The sequence below is a fragment of the Kitasatospora sp. NPDC059571 genome (assembly GCF_042735675.1).
Taxonomy (GTDB): Bacteria; Actinomycetota; Actinomycetes; order Streptomycetales; family Streptomycetaceae; genus Kitasatospora.
The window spans coordinates 1-18810 of sequence record NZ_JBHWBW010000014.1 but is presented as its reverse complement, the minus strand read 5'-3'; the positions used below and the strand labels follow the sequence as shown (position 1 = coordinate 18810).

Annotated in this window: 19 protein-coding genes; 6 read left to right on the top strand and 13 right to left on the bottom strand. The window is 74.3% G+C overall.

Going from position 1 to position 18810, the window contains the following annotated elements:
- The first annotated feature begins 324 nt into the window (after positions 1-324).
- From groL to ACFV0G_RS03795, 3 genes are all read left to right on the top strand, one after another.
- Complete coding sequence (gene groL, locus ACFV0G_RS03805) at positions 325-1947, top strand: chaperonin GroEL (protein ID WP_380541072.1); 1623 nt, start codon at positions 325-327, stop codon at positions 1945-1947.
- Positions 1948-2078: 131 nt separating this feature from the next.
- Positions 2079-2435 carry a hypothetical protein gene (locus tag ACFV0G_RS03800; protein WP_380541069.1) on the top strand — a complete coding sequence of 119 codons (357 nt, stop codon included), beginning with the start codon at positions 2079-2081 and terminating at the stop codon, positions 2433-2435.
- Positions 2432-2701, top strand: a complete 270-nt coding sequence (locus tag ACFV0G_RS03795; protein WP_380541066.1) for a DUF4031 domain-containing protein — start codon at positions 2432-2434, stop codon at positions 2699-2701. Before ACFV0G_RS03800 ends, ACFV0G_RS03795 begins: the two co-directional genes overlap by 4 nt.
- Here the strand turns inward: ACFV0G_RS03795 and ACFV0G_RS03790 are convergent.
- A complete protein-coding gene (locus ACFV0G_RS03790; RefSeq protein ID WP_380541063.1) occupies positions 2682-3320 on the bottom strand; it encodes a hypothetical protein in 639 nt (212 codons plus the stop codon). The two genes, ACFV0G_RS03795 and ACFV0G_RS03790, sit on opposite strands and share 20 nt — an antisense overlap.
- A 95-nt stretch (positions 3321-3415) precedes the next feature.
- Here ACFV0G_RS03790 and ACFV0G_RS03785 point away from each other — a divergent pair, with 95 nt between their 5' ends.
- Complete coding sequence (locus ACFV0G_RS03785; protein WP_380541060.1) at positions 3416-4102, top strand: copper homeostasis protein CutC; 687 nt, start codon at positions 3416-3418, stop codon at positions 4100-4102.
- A gap of 42 nt (positions 4103-4144) precedes the next feature.
- Here ACFV0G_RS03785 and ACFV0G_RS03780 read toward each other — a convergent pair whose 3' ends face one another.
- Positions 4145-6259 (bottom strand): HelD family protein, encoded by a 2115-nt coding sequence (locus ACFV0G_RS03780; RefSeq protein WP_380541057.1) that lies wholly within the window; start codon positions 6257-6259, stop codon positions 4145-4147.
- Between the two features lie 278 nt (positions 6260-6537).
- Between ACFV0G_RS03780 and ACFV0G_RS03775 the strand changes: the two genes are divergently transcribed.
- Positions 6538-6687, top strand: a complete 150-nt coding sequence (locus ACFV0G_RS03775) for a hypothetical protein (protein WP_380541054.1) — start codon at positions 6538-6540, stop codon at positions 6685-6687.
- A gap of 16 nt (positions 6688-6703) precedes the next feature.
- Here ACFV0G_RS03775 and ACFV0G_RS03770 read toward each other — a convergent pair whose 3' ends face one another.
- The 11 genes from ACFV0G_RS03770 to ACFV0G_RS03720 form a co-directional block, all read right to left on the bottom strand.
- Positions 6704-8332: a DNA repair helicase XPB gene (locus ACFV0G_RS03770; protein WP_380541051.1), complete on the bottom strand. Its 1629-nt coding sequence runs from the start codon at positions 8330-8332 to the stop codon at positions 6704-6706.
- A gap of 91 nt (positions 8333-8423) precedes the next feature.
- On the bottom strand, positions 8424-8954 hold the full coding sequence (gene pyrE / locus ACFV0G_RS03765; RefSeq protein WP_380541048.1) for an orotate phosphoribosyltransferase: 531 nt from the start codon (positions 8952-8954) through the stop codon (positions 8424-8426).
- Positions 8955-8962: 8 nt separating this feature from the next.
- On the bottom strand, positions 8963-9154 hold the full coding sequence (locus tag ACFV0G_RS03760; protein ID WP_380541045.1) for a 4-oxalocrotonate tautomerase family protein: 192 nt from the start codon (positions 9152-9154) through the stop codon (positions 8963-8965).
- Between the two features lie 58 nt (positions 9155-9212).
- Complete coding sequence (locus ACFV0G_RS03755; protein ID WP_380541042.1) at positions 9213-10181, bottom strand: PLP-dependent cysteine synthase family protein; 969 nt, start codon at positions 10179-10181, stop codon at positions 9213-9215.
- Positions 10175-10774 (bottom strand): serine O-acetyltransferase EpsC, encoded by a 600-nt coding sequence (epsC, locus tag ACFV0G_RS03750; protein ID WP_380541039.1) that lies wholly within the window; start codon positions 10772-10774, stop codon positions 10175-10177. Before epsC ends, ACFV0G_RS03755 begins: the two co-directional genes overlap by 7 nt.
- Positions 10775-10786: 12 nt before the next feature.
- Entirely contained in the window at positions 10787-11365 is a 579-nt protein-coding gene (locus ACFV0G_RS03745) for a flavin reductase family protein (RefSeq protein ID WP_380541036.1), read from the bottom strand.
- Positions 11362-12756: a dihydroorotase family protein gene (locus ACFV0G_RS03740; RefSeq protein WP_380541033.1), complete on the bottom strand. Its 1395-nt coding sequence runs from the start codon at positions 12754-12756 to the stop codon at positions 11362-11364. The genes ACFV0G_RS03745 and ACFV0G_RS03740 overlap by 4 nt, the downstream gene beginning before the upstream one ends.
- Complete coding sequence (locus tag ACFV0G_RS03735; RefSeq protein WP_380541030.1) at positions 12744-13880, bottom strand: acyl-CoA dehydrogenase family protein; 1137 nt, start codon at positions 13878-13880, stop codon at positions 12744-12746. The genes ACFV0G_RS03740 and ACFV0G_RS03735 overlap by 13 nt, the downstream gene beginning before the upstream one ends.
- Entirely contained in the window at positions 13859-14923 is a 1065-nt protein-coding gene (locus tag ACFV0G_RS03730; RefSeq protein WP_380541027.1) for a PrpF domain-containing protein, read from the bottom strand. The genes ACFV0G_RS03735 and ACFV0G_RS03730 overlap by 22 nt, the downstream gene beginning before the upstream one ends.
- Positions 14920-16734 (bottom strand): asparagine synthase (glutamine-hydrolyzing), encoded by a 1815-nt coding sequence (gene asnB, locus ACFV0G_RS03725; protein WP_380541024.1) that lies wholly within the window; start codon positions 16732-16734, stop codon positions 14920-14922. Before asnB ends, ACFV0G_RS03730 begins: the two co-directional genes overlap by 4 nt.
- 5 nt (positions 16735-16739) lie before the next feature.
- Positions 16740-17543, bottom strand: a complete 804-nt coding sequence (locus tag ACFV0G_RS03720) for a cupin domain-containing protein (protein ID WP_380541021.1) — start codon at positions 17541-17543, stop codon at positions 16740-16742.
- A gap of 283 nt (positions 17544-17826) precedes the next feature.
- Between ACFV0G_RS03720 and ACFV0G_RS03715 the strand changes: the two genes are divergently transcribed.
- Positions 17827-18810 (top strand): BTAD domain-containing putative transcriptional regulator (locus ACFV0G_RS03715; RefSeq protein ID WP_380541018.1); only part of this gene is annotated, 984 nt, incomplete at its 3' end.

Genomic DNA, 18810 nt, shown 5'->3' with positions numbered 1-18810 from the left:
GGCGCCCTCACCCCCCGCGGGCGCCCGGCTACGCGCGGGGGGGGGCCTTTTCTACCCGCGCCCGCCCCGACCCCCCCCCGTGCCCGCGCCCCCGCCGGCGTTCGCGGACCGCGGGACACGGGGCCCGGACACGGCCAACGGGCTTGCACTCGCCCACCCAGAGTGCTAATCATTGGCGTTAGCACTCACAGCTTGAGAGTGACAAGCGGACCGGGTCGGTGAGGCCCCCGCGAGCGGTAGGGGACAGGACCCCCGCTCCCAGGGCCGTCCGTCGCGGGCACCTCTGGTCCGAGCAGTCGACCGTGTCCCGGAGGACCACTTCTGATGGCCAAGATCATCGCCTTTGATGAGGAAGCTCGCCGCGGCCTTGAGCGCGGCATGAACCAGCTTGCCGACGCAGTGAAGGTCACGCTCGGCCCCAAGGGTCGCAACGTCGTTCTGGAGAAGAAGTGGGGCGCCCCCACGATCACCAACGACGGCGTCTCCATCGCCAAGGAGATCGAGCTCGAGGACCCGTACGAGAAGATCGGCGCGGAGCTCGTCAAGGAGGTCGCCAAGAAGACCGACGACGTCGCGGGTGACGGCACCACCACCGCCACCGTGCTCGCCCAGGCGCTCGTCCGCGAGGGTCTGCGCAACGTCGCCGCCGGCGCCAACCCGATGGCCCTGAAGCGCGGCATCGAGAAGGCCGTCGCCGCCGTCTCCGACCAGCTCCTGGCCCAGGCCAAGGACGTCGAGACCAAGGAGCAGATCGCCTCCACCGCCTCGATCTCCGCCGCCGACACCCAGATCGGCGAGCTCATCGCCGAGGCCATGGACAAGGTCGGCAAGGAAGGCGTCATCACCGTCGAGGAGAGCAACACCTTCGGCCTGGAGCTCGAGCTCACCGAGGGCATGCGCTTCGACAAGGGCTACATCTCCGCCTACTTCGCCACCGACCTGGAGCGGATGGAGACCTCGTTCGAGGACCCCTACATCCTCATCGCCAACTCCAAGATCTCCTCGGTGAAGGACCTCCTCCCGCTGCTGGAGAAGGTCATGCAGAGCGGCAAGCCGCTCGTCATCATCGCCGAGGACGTCGAGGGCGAGGCCCTGTCGACCCTGGTCGTGAACAAGATCCGCGGCACCTTCAAGTCCGTTGCCGTCAAGGCCCCGGGCTTCGGCGACCGCCGCAAGGCCATGCTCGGCGACATCGCCATCCTCACCGGTGGCACCGTCATCTCCGAGGAGGTCGGCCTCAAGCTGGAGAACGCGGGCCTCGACCTGCTGGGCACCGCCCGCAAGGTGGTCATCACCAAGGACGAGACCACCATCGTCGACGGTGGCGGCGACAGCGACCAGGTCGCCGGCCGGGTGAACCAGATCCGCGCCGAGATCGAGAACAGCGACTCGGACTACGACCGCGAGAAGCTCCAGGAGCGCCTCGCCAAGCTGGCCGGCGGCGTGGCCGTCATCAAGGCCGGCGCGGCCACCGAGGTCGAGCTCAAGGAGCGCAAGCACCGCATCGAGGACGCCGTCCGCAACGCGAAGGCCGCCGTCGAGGAGGGCATCGTCGCCGGTGGTGGCGTCGCGCTGCTGCAGGCCGCGGTCGCCTTCGAGAAGCTGGAGCTGGACGGCGACGAGGCCACCGGCGCCAACATCGTCAAGGTTGCGCTCGAGGCCCCGATCAAGCAGATCGCGACCAACGCCGGCCTCGAGGGCGGTGTCGTGGTGGAGAAGGTGCGCAACCTCCCCGCCGGCCACGGCCTGAACGCCGCCAGCAACGAGTACGTCGACCTCATCGCCGCGGGCATCATCGACCCGGCCAAGGTCACCCGCTCCGCGCTGCAGAACGCCGCCTCCATCGCGGCGCTCTTCCTCACCACCGAGGCCGTCATCGCCGACAAGCCGGAGAAGGCCTCCGCGGCCGCCGGCGGCGGCATGCCGGGCGGTGACATGGACTTCTGATCCTCCCGAGGATCGGCAAGCTCCTGACGCTCTGCGAGGGCGGTCTCCCCACACGGGGAGGCCGCCCTCGCGGCGTTCCGTCGCCGGCGGTCGGTTCCCGGCCGACGGGTGAGCTGCGGGAGAATGGGCGGATGGCCACTGGAGACATCGAAGCCGCCCTGCACAGCGCCCGGGCGCTGATCCTTGCCGACCTGACCGCGCGCGACGTCGCCGACGCCGCGGTGGTGTCCCTGGTGGAGGACGCCGTGACGCACCGGCGGTGGTGGCTGGAGCAGTGGCCGGAGGGCACCGACTACGTCCTGGGCCTGGTCGCGCAGGACGTCCAGGACGCGCTGCTGGAGGGGTACGGCCGGTGGCCGCTCTGCGAGGCGTGCGCGGCCGAGGGCGATCCGCACGCGCTGAGCGTGGAGCCGGAGCTCGGGCCCGAGCCGCACTGGGTGTGCGGCAAGGAGGGCACGGTGGTCGCCGCCGTCGGGGAGCTGCGGTGATCCTGATCGACCCGCCGACCTGGCCCGGCCACGGGAAGCTCTGGTCGCACCTGGTCAGCGACGTCAGCTACGAGGAGCTGCACGCCTTCGCGGCGGAGCTCGGCGCGCCCGCCCGGGGGTTCGAGCGCGACCACTACGACATCCCGGCGCACTGGTACGAGCGGGCGCTCGCGCTGGGCGCCCGGCCGGTCGACAGCCGGGAACTGGTCGCCCGGCTGACCGCCGCCGGGCTGCGGCGACGGAAGGCTAGCCTTCGAGACGGCTGAGCTCGGCGGCCAGGTTGGCGCGCGCCGCGGTGTCGAACCGCTCCCGGGCCGCCGGGGTGCGGTAGAGCGCGGGCAGGGCCAGCAGCTGCCGCAGGATCGCCGCCCGGCCGCTGCGGAAGGCCTCCTCCGGCACGAAGGCGTACTCCTCGCGGACCGCGGCCGCATAGGCGGCGTACTGTTCCGGCGCGGAGCCCAGGACGGCCAGGTCGGCGTCGCACAGCACCTCGCCGTCGGCGTCCCCCGGCGCGGGGTGGTGGGTGACCGTGAGCCGCACCAGCCGGGCGACCTCGGCGACCAGGCCGGCGCCGAGTCCGGCCTCGGTCAGCGCCCGCTCGGCGAGCCGGGCGCTGCGCTCCTCGTTCTCCGAGCGGTCCGGGCGGTAGACCGCGTCGTGGAACCAGGCCGCCAGTCGGACGGCGTCCGGATCGGCGGCACCGTCGGCCAGCGCGTCCACGTGCCCGAGCACCGCCGCCAGGTGCTCGGTGGTGTGGTAGCGGCGCTGCGGCTCGGCCCAGCGCCCCAGCAGGTCGCGGCCGTACGGCTCCGGGTCGGCGGTGGCGCCGCACCGGCGCAGCAGGTCGTTCCAACGGTCCAGCAGCGCGGCGGTCATGACGCCCATTCTGCCCCCGGGCCCGGCGGGCCGGGCGACGGCCCCGGAAACCGGGCCGGGAGGGGGCTCGCCGCGCGGCGGGGGCGTGTGGCAAGGTAAGCGATATGTCTAGACCAATCCTCGAAGTCATCGCGCTGACCGCCCAGGACGCCCGGGCCGCCGAGTCCGGCGGCGCCGACCGGCTGGAACTGGTCACCGACATGGCCGCCGACGGGCTGACCCCCTCGGTGGCCGACTTCGCCGCCATCCGGGCGGCCGTCGCCCTGCCGCTGCGGGTGATGCTCCGCATCCGCGACGGCTTCACCCCGGGCGACCTCGACACCCTCCTGGCCCGCGCCGCCGCCCTGCGCGCCGAGGGGGCCGAGGAGTTCGTCCTGGGCTTCCTCGACCAGGCCGGCGCGGTCGACCTCGGCGCCACCGCCGCGCTCGCCGAGGCCGTGGCGGGCTGCCGCTGGACCTTCCACCGGGCGATCGACCACAGCGCCGACCGGGCCGCCGTGCGCGCCGCCGTCGCCGAGCTGCCCGGGCTGGACACCTTCCTCACCTCCGGCGCCCCGGCCGGCGTCGACGCCGGCCAGGGGGTGCTGGAGGGCGAGCTCGCCAAGGCCGGCGAGCCCGGCTACCGGCAGCGGATCCTGGTCGGCGGCGGCCTGCGGGCCGAGCACGTGCCCGGGCTGCGGGCGGCCGGGTTCGACGGGTTCCACATCGGCGGCGCGGCCCGCGCCGACGGCTGGGCGACCCCGGTGGACACCGCCAAGGTCGCCGCCTGGCGGGCCCTGGTCGACGGCTGACCCCGGCGCGGCCACGGCCGGCGCCGCCGCACCCGGGCGGCGCTACGCCCCGGTCAGCTGCTCCGGCAGCGGCTCGGTGTGCAGCACCGTCAGCCCGGAGACCGCACGGGTCAGCGCCACGTACAGCCGGCGCAGCCCCGTCCGCTCGTCGGGCTCGCCGGCCACCACCGCGGCGGGCTCGTCGAGGACCACGTAGTCGTACTCCAGGCCCTTGGCGAGCGAGGCCGGCACCAGGGTCAGCCGGGCGTCGGCGGTCGTCTCGGCACCGGGGTCGAGGAACGGCAGCCCCGCCGCCTCCAGCGCCCGCGCGAGCTCCGGGATCCGGGCGTCGGCGGCGATCAGCCCGGTCGACCCCTCGGAGTCGAGCGCCGCCCGGCAGGCCTCGACCACCTCCGCCGCCAAGTCCCCGGACACCCGGCGGACCGCCAGCGCGCCCGGCGTGTCACGCACCGACGTGGCCGGCGCCAGCCCCGGCGCGATGGCCGGCAGCAGCCGCGAGGCGTACGCGATGACCTCCAGCGGCACCCGGAAGCCCTGGGTGAGCTCCTCGACGTGCGCGACCGGCTTGCCGAGGTGGTGCAGCGCCTCCGGCCAGCTGCCGGTCGCCCACGGCGTGGTGCCCTGGGCGAGGTCGCCCAGCACGGTCGCCGAGCCGGTGGTGCAGCGCCGGCCGACCGCCCGGTACTGCATCGGGGAGAGGTCCTGCGCCTCGTCCAGCACCACGTGCCCCAGCGACGGGGTCCGCTGCACCAGGTCGGCGGCCTCGTCCACCAGCACCGCGTCCGCCGCCGACCAGGCCGCGGTCCGCGGCGAGCGGGCCGGCTTCGCCCACCGCAGCGCCTGCTGCTCGTCCGCGGTGAGCACGCCGTCCGCGCAGGCGGCCAGGAACTCCGGGTCGGCGAGCAGCCGGTGCACCAGCTTGACCGGGTCCACGGCCGGCCAGCACTCCTTGACCACCGCCTTGACCGCGGCGTTCCGGGCGACCGCGTCCTGCACCCGGTCGTCCGGCGCCTCGCCGCCCTGCTCCATCTTCACCAGCACCGCGTGCGCGATCCGCTGCGGCAGCGCCTCGCGGGCGGCGCCGTAGCGGATGTCCCTGCCCCGCAGCTCCTCGATGATCTCGGACAGCTCCCAGGCCGGCACCCGCCAGCGGCGCGAGCCCCGGACGACCACGCAGGGCTCCTCGGGCAGCCGGATGCCGGACTGCACCGCCCGGCGCAGCACCTCGGCCATCCGGGCGTCGCCCTTCACCAGCGCGGCCCGCGGGTCGTCCGTGCCGCGCACCTCCACGTGCGCGACCAGCTGCTGGACGGTCGCCTGGGCCACGTCCAGCTCGCCGAGGGCCGGCAGGACCTGCTCGATGTACTGCAGGAACGAGCTGTTCGGGCCGATCACCAGGGTGCCCGTACGGGCCAGCCGCTCGCGGTGCGCGTACAGCAGGTAGGCGACGCGGTGCAGGCCGACCGCGGTCTTCCCGGTGCCGGGCGCCCCCTGGACGCAGACCGTGCCCCCGACGTCGGCGCGGACGATCTCGTCCTGCTCGGGCTGGATGGTGGCGACGATGTCGCGCATCGGGCCGACGCGCGGCTTCTCGATCTCCGCCGCCAGCAGCGCCGAGCGGGTGTCGCCCTCGTCCGGGTCGGTCAGGTTCTCGTCCTCGTACGCGGTCAGCTCGCCGCCGGTGTAGCCGAACCGGCGGCGCCGCTCGACGTCCAGCGGGTCCTTGCGGCTGGCCCGGTAGAACGGCTGGGCGACCGGCGCACGCCAGTCGATCACCATCGGGTCGCCCACCGCGTCGTGCACGTGGCGCCGGCCGATGTAGAACCGCTCCCCCGCGCCCGCCCCCTGCGCCGGGGCGTCCGCGGGCGGTGCGGCCAGGTCGGTGCCCACCGGGTGCAGGTAGTCCAGCCGGCCGAAGAACAGCGGGGTGTGGGCGAGGTCGGCGAGCGCGATCACGCGCTGCTCGATCTGGTTGCGCAGGACGGCGGCGGAGACCCAGGTGCCGGTCACGTCGCGCAGGTCGAGCGACTGGACCTCCTCGCGCATGGCGCGCAGGGCGGCCCGCGAGGAGGCCAGGTGGTCCCGCTCGCGCTGCAGCGGGTCGGCGCCGGCCGCGGAGGCCTCGGCCCGGGCGGTGTCGGGGGTGGGGGAGTGCACAGCGAACCTTCCCGGCTGCCCGTCGGTGCGGGTCAGCGGACTCGTCGTAGCTCACGGTGAGGACACCGACCGGTTGCCGACCGGCCGGACCTCCCACGGCTGCCGACGACGGGGCACCACGGTTCGGGAGGGGGCAGACCGAAGATTTTAGACCCGACCCCGACGCGGCGCGAATCCTTTCCGTAAGGGACCGCTACGCCGAAAGGACGACCAAGGGCCCGCTGATCAGGGCCTTCGGGGTGATGTGATCAGCGGGCCGGGTTTCCTACCGTGGAGGTATGAGCAGCACCGACACCACCATCCGCCCCCATGGCAGCAGCCCTGCCTACGTCCGCCGCCGGAACCCGCTGGCGAAGGCCGTCCGCAACCTCGGGATCATGATCGACACCGCCGCCCGCGTGGTCCTCCTCGGCCGCGACGGGGTCTGAACCGCCGCCCGACCCGCTACACGTCGTCCGCGTCGATGATCCGGTACGCGTACCCCTGCTCGGCCAGGAAGCGCTGCCGGTGGGCCGCGAAGTCCTGGTCCACGGTGTCCCGGGCGACGACCGAGTAGAAGTGCGCCATGTGGCCGTCCGCCTTGGGCCGCAGCACCCGGCCGAGCCGCTGCGCCTCCTCCTGGCGCGAGCCGAAGGTGCCCGACACCTGGATGGCCACCGTGGCCTCCGGCAGGTCGATCGAGAAGTTCGCCACCTTGGAGACCACCAGCACGGAGATCTCCTTGTTCCGGAACGCGTCGAAGAGCTTCTCGCGCTGGGCGTTGGTCGTCTCGCCCTTGATCACCGGGGCGCCGAGCACCTCGCCCAACTCGTCCAGCTGGTCGATGTACTGACCGATGATCAGGGTCTGGTCCTTCTCGTGCTTGCGGACCAGCGCCTCCACCACCCGCCGCTTGGTCGCCGTGGTGGAGCAGAAGCGGTACCGCTCCTCCGGCTCGGCGGTCGCGTACGCGAGGCGCTCCGAGTCGGAGAGCGTCACCCGCACCTCCACGCAGTCCGCGGGCGCGATGTAGCCCTGCGCCTCGATCTCCTTCCACGGCGCGTCGAAGCGCTTGGGGCCGATCAGCGAGAACACGTCGCCCTCGCGGCCGTCCTCGCGCACCAGCGTCGCGGTCAGCCCGAGCCGGCGGCGGGCCTGCAGGTCGGCGGTGAACTTGAACACCGGCGCCGGCAGCAGGTGCACCTCGTCGTAGACCACCAGTCCCCAGTTGCGGGCGTCGAACAGCTCCAGGTGCGAGTAGACGCCCTTCCGGCGGGTCGTCATCACCTGGTAGGTCGCGATGGTGACCGGGCGGATCTCCTTGCGGGTGCCGCTGTACTCGCCGATCTCGTCCTCGGTCAGCGAGGTGCGCTTCACCAGCTCGTGCTTCCACTGCCGCGCCGAGACCGTGTTGGTGACCAGGATCAGCGTGGTCGACTTGGCCTCCGCCATCGCCGCCGCACCGACCAGCGTCTTGCCCGCGCCGCAGGGGAGCACCACCACGCCGCTGCCGCCGTGCCAGAAGCCCTCCACGGCCTGCTGCTGGTACGGCCGCAGATGCCAGCCGTCCTCCCGCAGGTCGATGGGGTGCGCCTCGCCGTCGACGTACCCGGCGTGGTCCTCGGCCGGCCAGCCGAGCTTCAGCAGCACCTGCTTGATCTGGCCGCGCTCCGAGGGGTGCACCACCACGGTGTCCGGGTCGACCCGGGCGCCGACCAGCGGAACGATCTTCTTGGAGCGGAGCACCTCCTCCAGCACCGGCCGGTCGGTGGTGCTGAGCACCAGCCCGTGCACCGGGTGCTTCTGCAGCTGCAGCCGCCCGTAGCGGGCCATGGTGTCGGCGATGTCCACCAGCAGCGCGTGCGGCACCGGGTAGCGGGAGTAGGTGACCAGCGCGTCGACCACCTGCTCGGCGTCGTGGCCGGCCGCCCGGGCGTTCCACAGGCCGAGCGGGGTCACCCGGTAGGTGTGCACGTGCTCGGGGGCGCGCTCCAGTTCGGCAAACGGGGCGATGGCCCGCCGGCACTCGGCCGCCTGCGGGTGGTCGATCTCCAGCAGCAGCGTCTTGTCGCTCTGGACGATCAAGCAGGACACACATACCTCCGCGGATGGGATCGTCACGTGGCGGGCGCGACCGGCGCGCGCACCGCCCTCCATGGTCGCCCATCGCGCCGGACGGCGGAAACTAACCGGCCACGGCGGCGGCGAGGTCGCCGGCGGTGAGCAGGGGGCGCAGGGCGATGCCGGCGGCGGCCAGCGCGGCGCTGCCGTCCTGCTCCCGGTCGATCACGCACAGGGCGGTGTCCACCCGGGCGCCGAGCGCCCGCAGGTCGGCGGTGGACAGCACGATCTGCCCGCCGCTGGTGACCACGTCCTCGACCACCAGCACCCGGCGGCCGGCCACCTCGGCGCCCTCGGCCAGCCGGCGGGTGCCGTACTCCTTGGCCCGCTTGCGGACGAACGCGCAGGGCAGTCCGGTGTGCCGGGCCAGCGCGGTGACCACCGGGATGCCGCCCATCTCCAGGCCGGCCAGCACCTCGGTGCCGGCCGGGACGAGCGGGGCCATGGCCGCGGCGATCTCGTCCAGCAGTACCGGGTCCGACTCGAAGCGGTACTTGTCGAAGTACTCGGTCGCGGTGCGGCCCGAGCGGAGCACGAACGCGCCGGTGAGGTGGGCGACGCCGTGGATCCGGCGGGCCAGGTCGGTGTGGGGCATCGGGATCCTCAGTCGGTGAGCGTGTCGGACAGGCGGCCGCCCTTGCCCCAGAAGGCGGGGTCGACATCGCGCACGATGACGGTCACGGCCTCGTCGGGGCAGCCGGCGACGCGGGAGACGGTCTTGGTGACCTCGGCGACCAGTTCGGCGCGGCGGCCGCGGTCGTTGCCCTGCCACCAGTCGACGGTGATCAACGGCATGGGGGTGTCCTTTCGGGAAGGGGGTGCTTCGGAGGGGTGAAGGGGATTGCCGGCGCGGTCAGTCGGTGAAGAGGCTGAGGTAGCGCTCGCCGGTGTCGGGGAAGACGGTGACGACGGTCTTCCCGGCGAACTCGGGCTTGGCGGCGAGTTCGGCGCAGGCGTGCGCCACCGCGCCGGAGGAGACGCCGGCCAGGATGCCGGAGCGGCGGGCCAGCGACCGGGTCGCGGCCATCGCGTCGTCGTCGGCGACGGTGACCACCAGGTCGATCAGCGCGACATCGGTGGTCGGGGCCACGAAGCCGCCGTTCAGCCCGGGGATGCGGTGCAGGCCGCCGGTGCCGCGGGAGAGCACCGGGGAGTTCTCCGGCTCCACCGCCACCACCTGGATCGACGGGTCCTGCTCCTTGAGGTAGCGGGCGATGCCGGTGAGCGTGCCGCCGGTGCCGACGCCGCAGACCAGGACGTCGATCCGGCCGGCCGTGTCGGCCCAGATCTCCGGGCCGGTGGACTCGTAGTGGGCCTGCACGTTGTCCTGGTTCTCGTGCTGGCAGGGGAACCAGCTGCCCGGGGTGGCCGCGTGGATCTCCTCGGCCTTGCGGATGGCACCCGGGTAGCCCTCCTCGCGCGGGGTCTGGACGACCTCCGCGCCGAGCGCCCGCAGCAGCGCGACCCGCTCCGCGGTGGCGCTGTCCGGCAGCACGATGACGCACCGGTAGCCGCGGGAGGCGGCGAGGGCGGCCAGCGAGATGCCGGTGTTGCCGGAGGTCGCCTCGACCACGGTGCCGCTGCCGGGGACGAGCTGCCCGCGCGCCTCGGCGCCGCGCAGCATGCCCAGGGCGGCCCGGTCCTTGCTGCTGGACAGCGGGTTCGCGGACTCCAGCTTGGCCAGGATCTCGACGTCCGGGCCGACGCCGTCCAGGTCCAGCCGGATCAGCGGGGTCGAGCCGACCAGGTCCTCGATGCCGGCGGCGATACGGCGGTCGGTGTCCACAGGTGCTGCTCCTCGAAGAGTGCGGCGGGTCACCATGACCCGGCCGAGGCGGTGGTGGCGAACAGGTCCTCCATCAGGGCGGGGGCGCTGTCCATCTCCTTGATCACGGCGGTCGGGGCGAAGACCCGCGCCCCGGCGGGGACGTCCTTGTTGACCAGCGCCTGGGCGCCGATCACCGCGCGGGCGCCGACGACCACCGGGCCGAGCACCGTCGCGTTGGTGCCGAGCACCACGCCGGGGCCGACGATCGGGTGGCGGCGCTGGCCCGCCGGGCGCCGGTTGTCGCTCCACCAGCCGACCGCGCCCAGCGTCACCTGGTGGTACATGGTCACGTCGTCGCCGACGACGGCGGTCTCCCCGATCACCACGGCGGCGCCGTGGTCGATCAGGACCCGCCGGCCGAGCACGGCGCCCGGGTGGATCTCCACCCCGGTGCCGCGCCGGGCGGCGTAGGCGAGGACGCGGGCGGTCATCCGCCAGCCCCGGCGGTGCAGCCGGTGGGCGATCCGGTGTGTCCACAGCGCTGGCAGCGCCGGGTGCAGCAGCGCCTCGCGGCGGCGGTCGATGGACGGGTCGCGCTCGATGATCGTGCGCAGGTCCTCGCGCATGATGCTCACGGTGCCGGGCATGCGGCGCCCTCCTCAGGCGGACCGGGTCGGCGCGGACGGGTGTGCGGGGCGGGCGGCCGCGGGGCCGCTCGCGGGGCGGGCCGGGCCGGGCACCGCGCGGGCGAACCCGCGCTGGTGCCAGAGCAGCCCGGTCGCGGACGGCCGGTCCGCGCCCTCGATCCCGGTGACCCGGCCGATCAGGATGGAGTGGTCGCCGCCGTCCCGTACGCCGTAGCGGGCGCAGACCAGGGTCAGCGGCGCCTCGGGCAGCAGGGGCGCGGCGTCGCCGGTGACGGGGCGGCCGGCGAACCGGGCCTCCGCCGGGCCGGCGAACCGCAGGGCGAGCTCCTCGTTGCCCGGCCCCAGCAGGTGCACCGCGAAGGACGGCGCGGACACCAGCACGTCGTGGGTGCTGGAGCGGCGGTCCAGGCAGACCAGGAACAGCGGCGGGTCCAGTGAGAGCGAGGCGACCGCGCTCGCGGTCAGCCCGCGCGCGACACCCTCCTCGTCGTAGCAGGTCACCACGGTGACCGGGGCGGCCAGCGAGGCCATCGCGGCCCGGAACTCGGCCGGCTCGACCGAGCGCGCGGGCGCCAGCAGGGTGGCGGTCATCGGGCCACCGCCGGCTCCCGCACGGCCGCGGTGCCGAGCAGCCGACCGGCCGGAGTCCCGACGAAGCCGGTCTCCGCGTCCCAGACCACCCGGCCGCCCTTGACCGTGGTGCGGACCCGGCCGGTGAACATCCAGCCCTCGTACGCGGACCAGCCGCACTTGGACTGCACGTGCTGCCCGGACATCTGCCAGCGCTCGTCCGGGTCGAGCAGCGCCAGGTCGGCGTCGGCGCCGACGGCGAGGCGGCCCTTGCCGGGCAGCTTGAACAGGTCGGCCGGGCCGGAGCCCATCAGCCGCGCCAGGTCGAGGGCGGCCTGGTCCGGGGTGCGCCGGTGGGCGAGCAGGCCGGTCCAGACGCAGACCGCGAGCTCCTGGACCCCGGGCAGGCCCGGCGGTGCCTCCGCGGCGGGGAGGTTCTTCTCCTCGACGGTGTGCGGGGCGTGGTCGCTGCCCAGGCTCGCCGCCTGGCCGGAGAAGACCGCCTCCCAGAGCCGGTCCTGGTCCGACAGGCCGCGGATGGCCGGGGAGAGCCGGGTGCGCGGACCGCGGCGGCAGGTGTCCGCGTCGGTGAAGGACAGGTGGTGGCCGGTGACCTCGAAGCTGACCGGCAGGCCCTCGTTGGCCGCCGCCACCAGCAGGTCGACCTCTTCCGCGGTGGACACGTGCAGCACGTGCGCCGAGGTGCCGTAGCGGCGGACCAGTTCGACCACCCGGGCGACCGCGACGATCGCGCCGGTGCGGGGGCGGTGCGGCTCGTACTCGGAGTAGCGGCCGGGCTCGCCCTGCCAGGTGTCCAGCAGGTCGAAGACGTGCTGGTCCTCGGCGTGCAGCACCAGCTGGACGCCGCCCAGCGCGGCCGCCTCGAAGATCGCCCGCAGCTGCTCCGGGTCGCTGGCGACGATCGGCGCGGTGTGGTGGCCGGCCATGAAGACCTTGGCCGAGGTGGCGACCTCCGGGTCGAGGTCGGCCAGCACCGCCGGGTTGGCCGGGTCGGCGCCGATGTGGAAGCGGTAGTCGACCCAGGAGCGGCCCTCGATCAGGCCGGCCTTCTCGCGCAGCGCGTCGGCGTCCAGCGAGCAGGGCCGGGTGTTGGGCATGTCGAGCACGGTGGTGACGCCGCCGGTGATGGCGGCCCGGCTGCCGTGCTCCCAGTCCTCCTTGTACTCCAGGCCCGGGGTGCGGAAGTGGACGTGCGAGTCGATCAGGCCCGGCAGGACGTACCGGCCGGCGGCGTCCAGCCGGGGCCCGGCGGGGGCGGCGGCGGCCGGGTCCAGCACGGCGTCGATCCGGCCGTCGCGGATCACGACGGTGCCCTCGCGGACGCCCTCCGGCGTCACCAGGCGTCCGTTGACGACCACCAGGTCGGCGGCGGTGGGGTTCAGCTGTGCCATGCGTTGCTCACCAGTTCCCTGCAGAGATCATTGGTCGGGCCCATCAGCGCCACGGCGCGGGCGTCGCGGCCGTAGCGGTTCACCGGGCTGGCGTCGATGTACGCCGCCGAGCTGAGGAGCCGGGCGACCTCGGCGATCACCCGCTCGGCGGTGGTGGAGGCGAAGAGCTTGGAGTGCAGCGTGGTCGTGCCGGGGTCCTCGGAGTCCCGGCGGCCGGCCCGCTCGACGATCGCCCGGGCGGTCTCCACCTCGGTCGACAGGTCGACCAGGCGGTGCCGGACGGCCTGGAGCTCCAGCAGGCCGCGCTTGCGGGCGTGGTCGAAGGCGGCGTCCAGGGCGGCCTGGGCGAGGCCGACCGCGACCGCGCCGAGGGTGGCGCCGCTCTCGCGGACCCTGGCGATGATCGAGGCGGCGGTGCCCAGCGGGCCGAGCCGGTCGAGGTCCGTGACGTGGCACTCGTGCAGCGACACGAAGCCGGTGGCCGAGCCGCGCATGCCGGTCAGGGCGAGCGAGGTGTCGGGCAGCAGGCCCGGGTTGTCGGAGCGGATCAGGAAGAACGTCTGCCCGGCGGCGCCGTACGCGGTGTCGCCGCCCGCCGCCTCGGGGGAGCCGGTCTGCACCAGCACCAGGTAGATGTCGGCGACGCCGGCGCTGGTGGTGAACGACTTGGCGCCGTCCAGCACCCAGCCGTCGGCGGTGCGGCGGCCCGTGGTGGCCAGGTTCTTCTTGTCGGCGCCGGCCCCGGTCTCGCTCCAGGCGGAGGCCGCCAGCCAGGTGCCGGAGGCCAGCTTCGGCAGGATCTCGGCGTGCTGGGCCGGGGTGCCGTTCTCGACGATCCGGCTGGTCACGGCGTAGTGCTGGAAGAGCATGATGGCGGCCGAGGCGTTGACCGCGGCGACCTGCTCGACGCAGCGGTTGAGGTCCACCGGGCCGGCCCCGGCGCCGCCGAACTCGCGCGGCACGGCCAGGCCGAGCACACCGGTGGTGCGCAGCACCGCGGTGGCGGCGAGGTCGGGCCGGCCGTCCCGGTCGGCCGCCGCGGCGCAGCCGGCCAGCTCGGCCAGCACGGCGGGCGTCAGCAGTTCGGTCGGGAGCGGGGCGGTCAGGCCGGCAGCGGCAGGCACGGGGCCTCCTTCGGGGAGAAGTGGTCGGCGGACAGCTCGGCCCGCCCCTGGTAACTGACCTGCTTGCCGCCGACCGAGACCCAGGCCAGCCGGGGCCGGCCGTCCGGGTTGGTGCTCCGGGCGACCGCCCGGACGGGGCCGCCCGGGGTCTCGATCCGGACCATCCCGCCGTCGTGGCCGGTGGAGTGCAGCAGCGACCAGGGCACGGTGCCCTCGATGCCCATCGCGGCGGCCAGGCAGGTGGCGCCGGTGAGCGCCAGGGTCGGGTGCCAGGACGGCACCGAGACGGCGCGGACGGCCATCGCCCCGTCCGGCTCGGGCAGCAGGGCGGCGATCTTCGGGAACGCCCCGGAGGCGTCCCAGCCGAGCCGCTCGCAGACCGCCACCCGGATCCGCACCATCAGGTCGAACAGTGCGGGGTCGTCGGCGAACAGCTCCTCGCGGGTGTGCACCCCGAGGTCGGCGGCGGACACGAAGGCGTACGGGTTGCCCATGGAGACCAGCGAGAGCGGGACCGTCCGGGAGCCCACCGCGACCTCGGTCACCGGCTCGCCGGTGATCAGCAGGTCCTCGTAGGGGAGCGCGGGGTTGCACAGGAAGTGCGCGGTGAAGCCGGTGCGCTCCGGTCCGGTCTCGGTGACCTCGCAGACCACGTGGTCGTCGTTGTTCAGCACGTGCACCCGGATCCGGTCGCCCGGCTCCAGCGGCGGGATCATGCCGGAGCGGGCGGCCGCGTCCACCGCGGCCAGGATCGAGTGGCCGCAGGAGCCGCGCAGGTCGAACTCGCCGTGGCCGCCGGGCAGCGACTGGACGAACCGGTACTCCAGGTCGAACAGCGGATGCGCGGACGGCTTGATCAGGGCGTTCTTCAGCACGTGGCCGGCGCCCGCCCGGTGCAGCTCGGCGCGGATCGCGGTGAGCCGCTCCAGGATCGCCGGGCTCTCGTCGGGCAGCGCCGCGCCGTCCAGGACCAGCGTCGGGCAGGGCGCGCCCTCGGCCCGGGCGAAGTGGCTGACGGGCGCGGTGAGCAGCGGGGTGGTCATCGGGCCACCGCCGGCTGCCGGGCGGAGGCGCCGAAGAAGTGGCCGCGCCACAGCTGGTGGGTCATCAGCGACCAGATCGTCAGCGAGACGGCGTCCGACGGGCTCTCGGCCTGCCGGCGGAACAGGTCGGCGACGGTCTCCGGGCGGAGCCGGCCGTCGGCGCGCAGCACCGAGGCGCCGAGCGCGTCCCGGGCGAGGTCCCACAGGGCCTCACCGGGCTTCAGCATGGCGGTGATCGGCAGCGTGAACGGCTGCTTGGGCCGGTTCAGCACGCTGGCCGGGATCAGGCCCTCGGCGGCCGCGTACAGCACGCGCTTGACGCCCTCGGGGGTGATCCGCTGCTCGTCGGTGAGCGCCGCCGCGAAGCGGACCACGCTGGGCTGGCAGAACGGCAGCCGCACCTCGACCGAGCTGGCCATCGACAGGTGGTCGACCCGGCGCAGGTGGTACGCGGGCAGCCGGTACTCCTGCTCGGCGGCGCAGATCCGCTGGAGGCGGCTGCCCTCGCCGTGCTCCAGCATCGCGGTCAGGCCGGCCGGCAGCGCCGGGCCGTGCGCGGCGACCGCGGCGGCGTAGTCGTCGGTGTAGAGCTCCCGGCGCAGGGCCTGCGGCACGGCCGCCAGGTGGTCCAGGTAGGCCGGGATCCAGCCGGCGCCGCCGGGCGCCGCCACCGCCTGCTCCATCCGGGCGTACCCGCCGAACAGCTCGTCCGCCGCGTCGCCGGTGAGCGCCACCTTGAAGCCCGCGTCGCGGACGGCGCGGAACAGCGCGAACGTGGAGAGCGTGATCGGGTCGGCGTTCGGCTGGCCGAGGTGCCAGACCACGTCGGAGAGCAGCTCGGGGAAGGTGGCCGGGTCGATTTCCACCTGGTGGTGCACGGTGCCCGCGGCCCGGGCCACCTCGGCGGCGTAGTGCCGCTCGTCGGAGGGCCAGGTGCCGGTGTAGGCGATGTTGAAGGTGTGCAGGTCGGCCTCGGCCTCCGCGGCGAGCGCGGTGACCAGACTGGAGTCCAGGCCGCCGGAGGTGACCGCGGCCACCGGGACGTCCGCGACCAGCAGCCGGCGGACCTCGGCGCGCAGCAGCTCGCGCAGCTCGGCGGCGGCCTCCTGGAAGGTCCGGCCGGCCGGCGCCGGGCCGCTGCGCTCGGTGTGGCCGAGCGGGCGGGTGCGCACCTCGAAGCCGGCCCGGGAGACCACGGCGGTGGCGGCGGGCGGCAGCACCTCGATGCCGTCGAACATGGTCCGGCCGCCGAACGGCGTCTTCGCCGACAGGTAGGCGTCCAGGCCCATCGCGTCCTCGCGGACCGGCAGGTCGGCGAAGGCCAGCAGGGCGGGCAGCTCGGAGGCGAAGCGGAACCTCCCGGTCGGCGCGTCCCACGCGTAGTAGAGCGGCTTCATGCCCGAGCCGTCGGTGGCGATGACCAGCCGGGGCTCGGCCCGCTGGTCCAGGACGGCGACCGAGTACATGCCGTCCAGGTGCTCGGTGAAGCGGTCGCCGTGGACGAGGTAGAGGGCCGGCAGCACGTTGCCGTCGCAGTTGTCCGGGAAGGTGAACCCGCGGCGGCGCAGCTGCTCGCGCAGCTCGCGGTGGTTGTACAGCTCGCCGTTGAACACCACGGTGATGCCGTCGAGCCGGTACGGCTGGGTACCGCCCTCGACGTCCATGATGGCGAGGCGGTTGTTGCCGAGCGCCCAGTCGCCGTCGAGGGCGAAGGTCTGCGCGTCCGGGCCGCCGTGGTGCAGCAGCGCGGCGACGGTGCGCAGCTCCTGCTGGCTGGAGCGGGCGTTGAACGATCCGTAGATGCGGCACATGCCGGTTACCTGACCTTCGAGGAGACGCCGGCGGCGTCGTACAGGGCGGGGTCGAACGGGGTGGGGCCGCCGCAGGTGACGAAGCGTCGGGCGGTGGGCCCGGTGTGCGGGTTGCGGGTGCCGTGCAGCACCCCGGGCGCGGCGTAGAGCACGTCGCCCGGCTCGACGTCGATCCAGCGGTCGACCAGGAACATCTGGCCGATCCCCTCGAAGCTGATGAACGCCTCGTCGGAGTCGGTGTGCAGGTGCGGCGTGAACATCTCGCCGGGCTGCTGGATGCCGCAGTGCAGGCAGAGCTGGCAGCTGCCGGTGCCGGGCCAGAAGACGAAGTTCATGGTGGCCCGGGCGCCCTCCGGCACGAACTGGCCGGTGCCGCCGAAGCCGCGCAGCTGGGTGGTCTCGTCCCAGAGCGAGGAGAAGAGCACCGGGTCGGTGCCGGGCGTGCGGCCCTCCTGCAGCGGGGTCCGCCACACGTACGCGGTCAGCCCGTCCGGGCCGGCGGTCAGCCGCAGCGCGCGGCCGGTCGGGGCGTACGCGGCGTCCGCGCGGACGACCTCGCGCCGCTCCCCGCCGACCTCGGCCGTCCCGGAGCCGGCGAAGACCACCGCGGTGTTCTCCTCGGCCTCGGTGGCCTCGGGGCTCCAGGACTCGCCGGGGGCGATCCGTGCCACGTGCAGGGTGACCCAGGTGGCCCCGAGCTCGGGGCTGACCGGGGTGGCGACGGCGGTCCGGCCGTTCGGCAGGGTGGTGAAGAGCAGCTCGCCGGACCGGATGATCACGGCCTGTCCGAGCGGGGTGGCAGTCTGCATGGATCGCTTCCTGGAAGAGGGTCCGACCTGGGTGCGGGCGCCGGCCGCGGCGGGCTCTCCCGGCAAGGGCCGGGGCGGCACCGCGGCGGTTTCTGATGCAGGTGACCGTCCCGCGGGCTGTTCCCGAATACCTCCCGATCCGGTACTGGCCATTCCGGGAACGTTTCGTACACTCGGTTGCCGCTGTTCAACAGGCGGCGACATGGGCCCCGACCAGGCCTTTTGGGGGAAGCCTTTTCACGAGAAAGGGGGGGATTTGTCCACAATCACCACGCCGGACGGAGTGGTTTTCAAGCTTCTGGGCTCGCTCGAGGCATGGGCCGACGGCCGGCGGCTGCGGCTCGGCGGTCCGCTGCAGGAGCGGGTTCTGGCCACTCTGCTGCTGGAGGCCAACCGGGTCGTCCCGGTCGCCCGGCTGGTCGAGGCGACCTGGGACGAGGAACCGCCCGCCACCGCCTCGCACCAGGTCCGCAAGATCGTCGCGGACCTGCGGCAGCGGATCCCCGGCGGCGCGGCCGTGATCATCACCGACGGCCCCGGCTACCGGGTGGCCCTCGCCGACGAGCAGCTCGACCTCACCCGGTTCGGCGGCTGTCTGGCCCGCGCCCGCCAGGCCGTTGCGGCGGGCCGCGGCGACGACGCGATCGCCGACCTGCGGGCGGGTCTGGACCTCTGGCGCGGCCAGCTGCTGTCCGGCGGCGGCGGGGGGGGGATCGAGGCCGCCGCCGCCACCCTGGAGGAGCGCAGACTGGCGGCCGCCGAGCAGCTGGCCGCGCTGCGCCTGGCCCGCGGCGAGAGCGCCGACCTGGTCGGCGACCTGCGCCAGGCCGTCCAGCAGCACCCGCTGCGGGAGACCCTGCGCGGACACCTGATGCTCGCCCTGTACCGGGCCGGCCGGCAGGCGGAGGCCCTGGAGGAGTACGGCCGGGTCCGGGAACTGCTCGTCGAGGAACTCGGCATCGACCCGGGCGCCGAACTCACCCGGCTCTACCAGGCGATCCTGCGCAACAGCCCCGAGCTTGCCGCACCCGTGCCGCCGCCCCCGCCGCCCGCGTCCGCGGCCCCAGAGGCCCCGGCCGCGCCGGCGGAGGACGAGCCCGACCCGGCCGCCGCCCCCTGCTCGCTCCCGTACGACCTGCCCGACTTCACCGGCCGCGAGGCGGAACTCGCGCAACTGCTCGCGGCGGCCGGCCGGGGGGGACCGCGGGGGGGCACGCAATACGCCCCAGCCGGCAAGGGGGGCTGCGGGGAGAAAGCACACCCGTGC

Bases quoted from the DNA above. Each gene is read 5' to 3' on its own strand.
- ACFV0G_RS03720 (WP_380541021.1), bottom strand. From the start codon at position 17,543: ATGCAGACTGCCACCCCGCTCGGACAGGCCGTGATCATCCGGTCCGGC.
- ACFV0G_RS03800 (WP_380541069.1), top strand. From the start codon at position 2,079: ATGGCCACTGGAGACATCGAAGCCGCCCTGCACAGCGCCCGGGCGCTG.
- epsC (WP_380541039.1), bottom strand. From the start codon at position 10,774: ATGCCCGGCACCGTGAGCATCATGCGCGAGGACCTGCGCACGATCATC.
- groL (WP_380541072.1), top strand. From the start codon at position 325: ATGGCCAAGATCATCGCCTTTGATGAGGAAGCTCGCCGCGGCCTTGAG.
- ACFV0G_RS03730 (WP_380541027.1), bottom strand. From the start codon at position 14,923: ATGACCACCCCGCTGCTCACCGCGCCCGTCAGCCACTTCGCCCGGGCC.
- ACFV0G_RS03760 (WP_380541045.1), bottom strand. From the start codon at position 9,154: ATGCCGTTGATCACCGTCGACTGGTGGCAGGGCAACGACCGCGGCCGC.
- ACFV0G_RS03775 (WP_380541054.1), top strand. From the start codon at position 6,538: ATGAGCAGCACCGACACCACCATCCGCCCCCATGGCAGCAGCCCTGCC.
- asnB (WP_380541024.1), bottom strand. From the start codon at position 16,734: ATGTGCCGCATCTACGGATCGTTCAACGCCCGCTCCAGCCAGCAGGAG.
- ACFV0G_RS03740 (WP_380541033.1), bottom strand. From the start codon at position 12,756: ATGGCACAGCTGAACCCCACCGCCGCCGACCTGGTGGTCGTCAACGGA.
- pyrE (WP_380541048.1), bottom strand. From the start codon at position 8,954: ATGCCCCACACCGACCTGGCCCGCCGGATCCACGGCGTCGCCCACCTC.
- ACFV0G_RS03755 (WP_380541042.1), bottom strand. From the start codon at position 10,181: ATGGTGACCCGCCGCACTCTTCGAGGAGCAGCACCTGTGGACACCGAC.
- ACFV0G_RS03790 (WP_380541063.1), bottom strand. From the start codon at position 3,320: ATGGGCGTCATGACCGCCGCGCTGCTGGACCGTTGGAACGACCTGCTG.
- ACFV0G_RS03745 (WP_380541036.1), bottom strand. From the start codon at position 11,365: ATGACCGCCACCCTGCTGGCGCCCGCGCGCTCGGTCGAGCCGGCCGAG.
- ACFV0G_RS03785 (WP_380541060.1), top strand. From the start codon at position 3,416: ATGTCTAGACCAATCCTCGAAGTCATCGCGCTGACCGCCCAGGACGCC.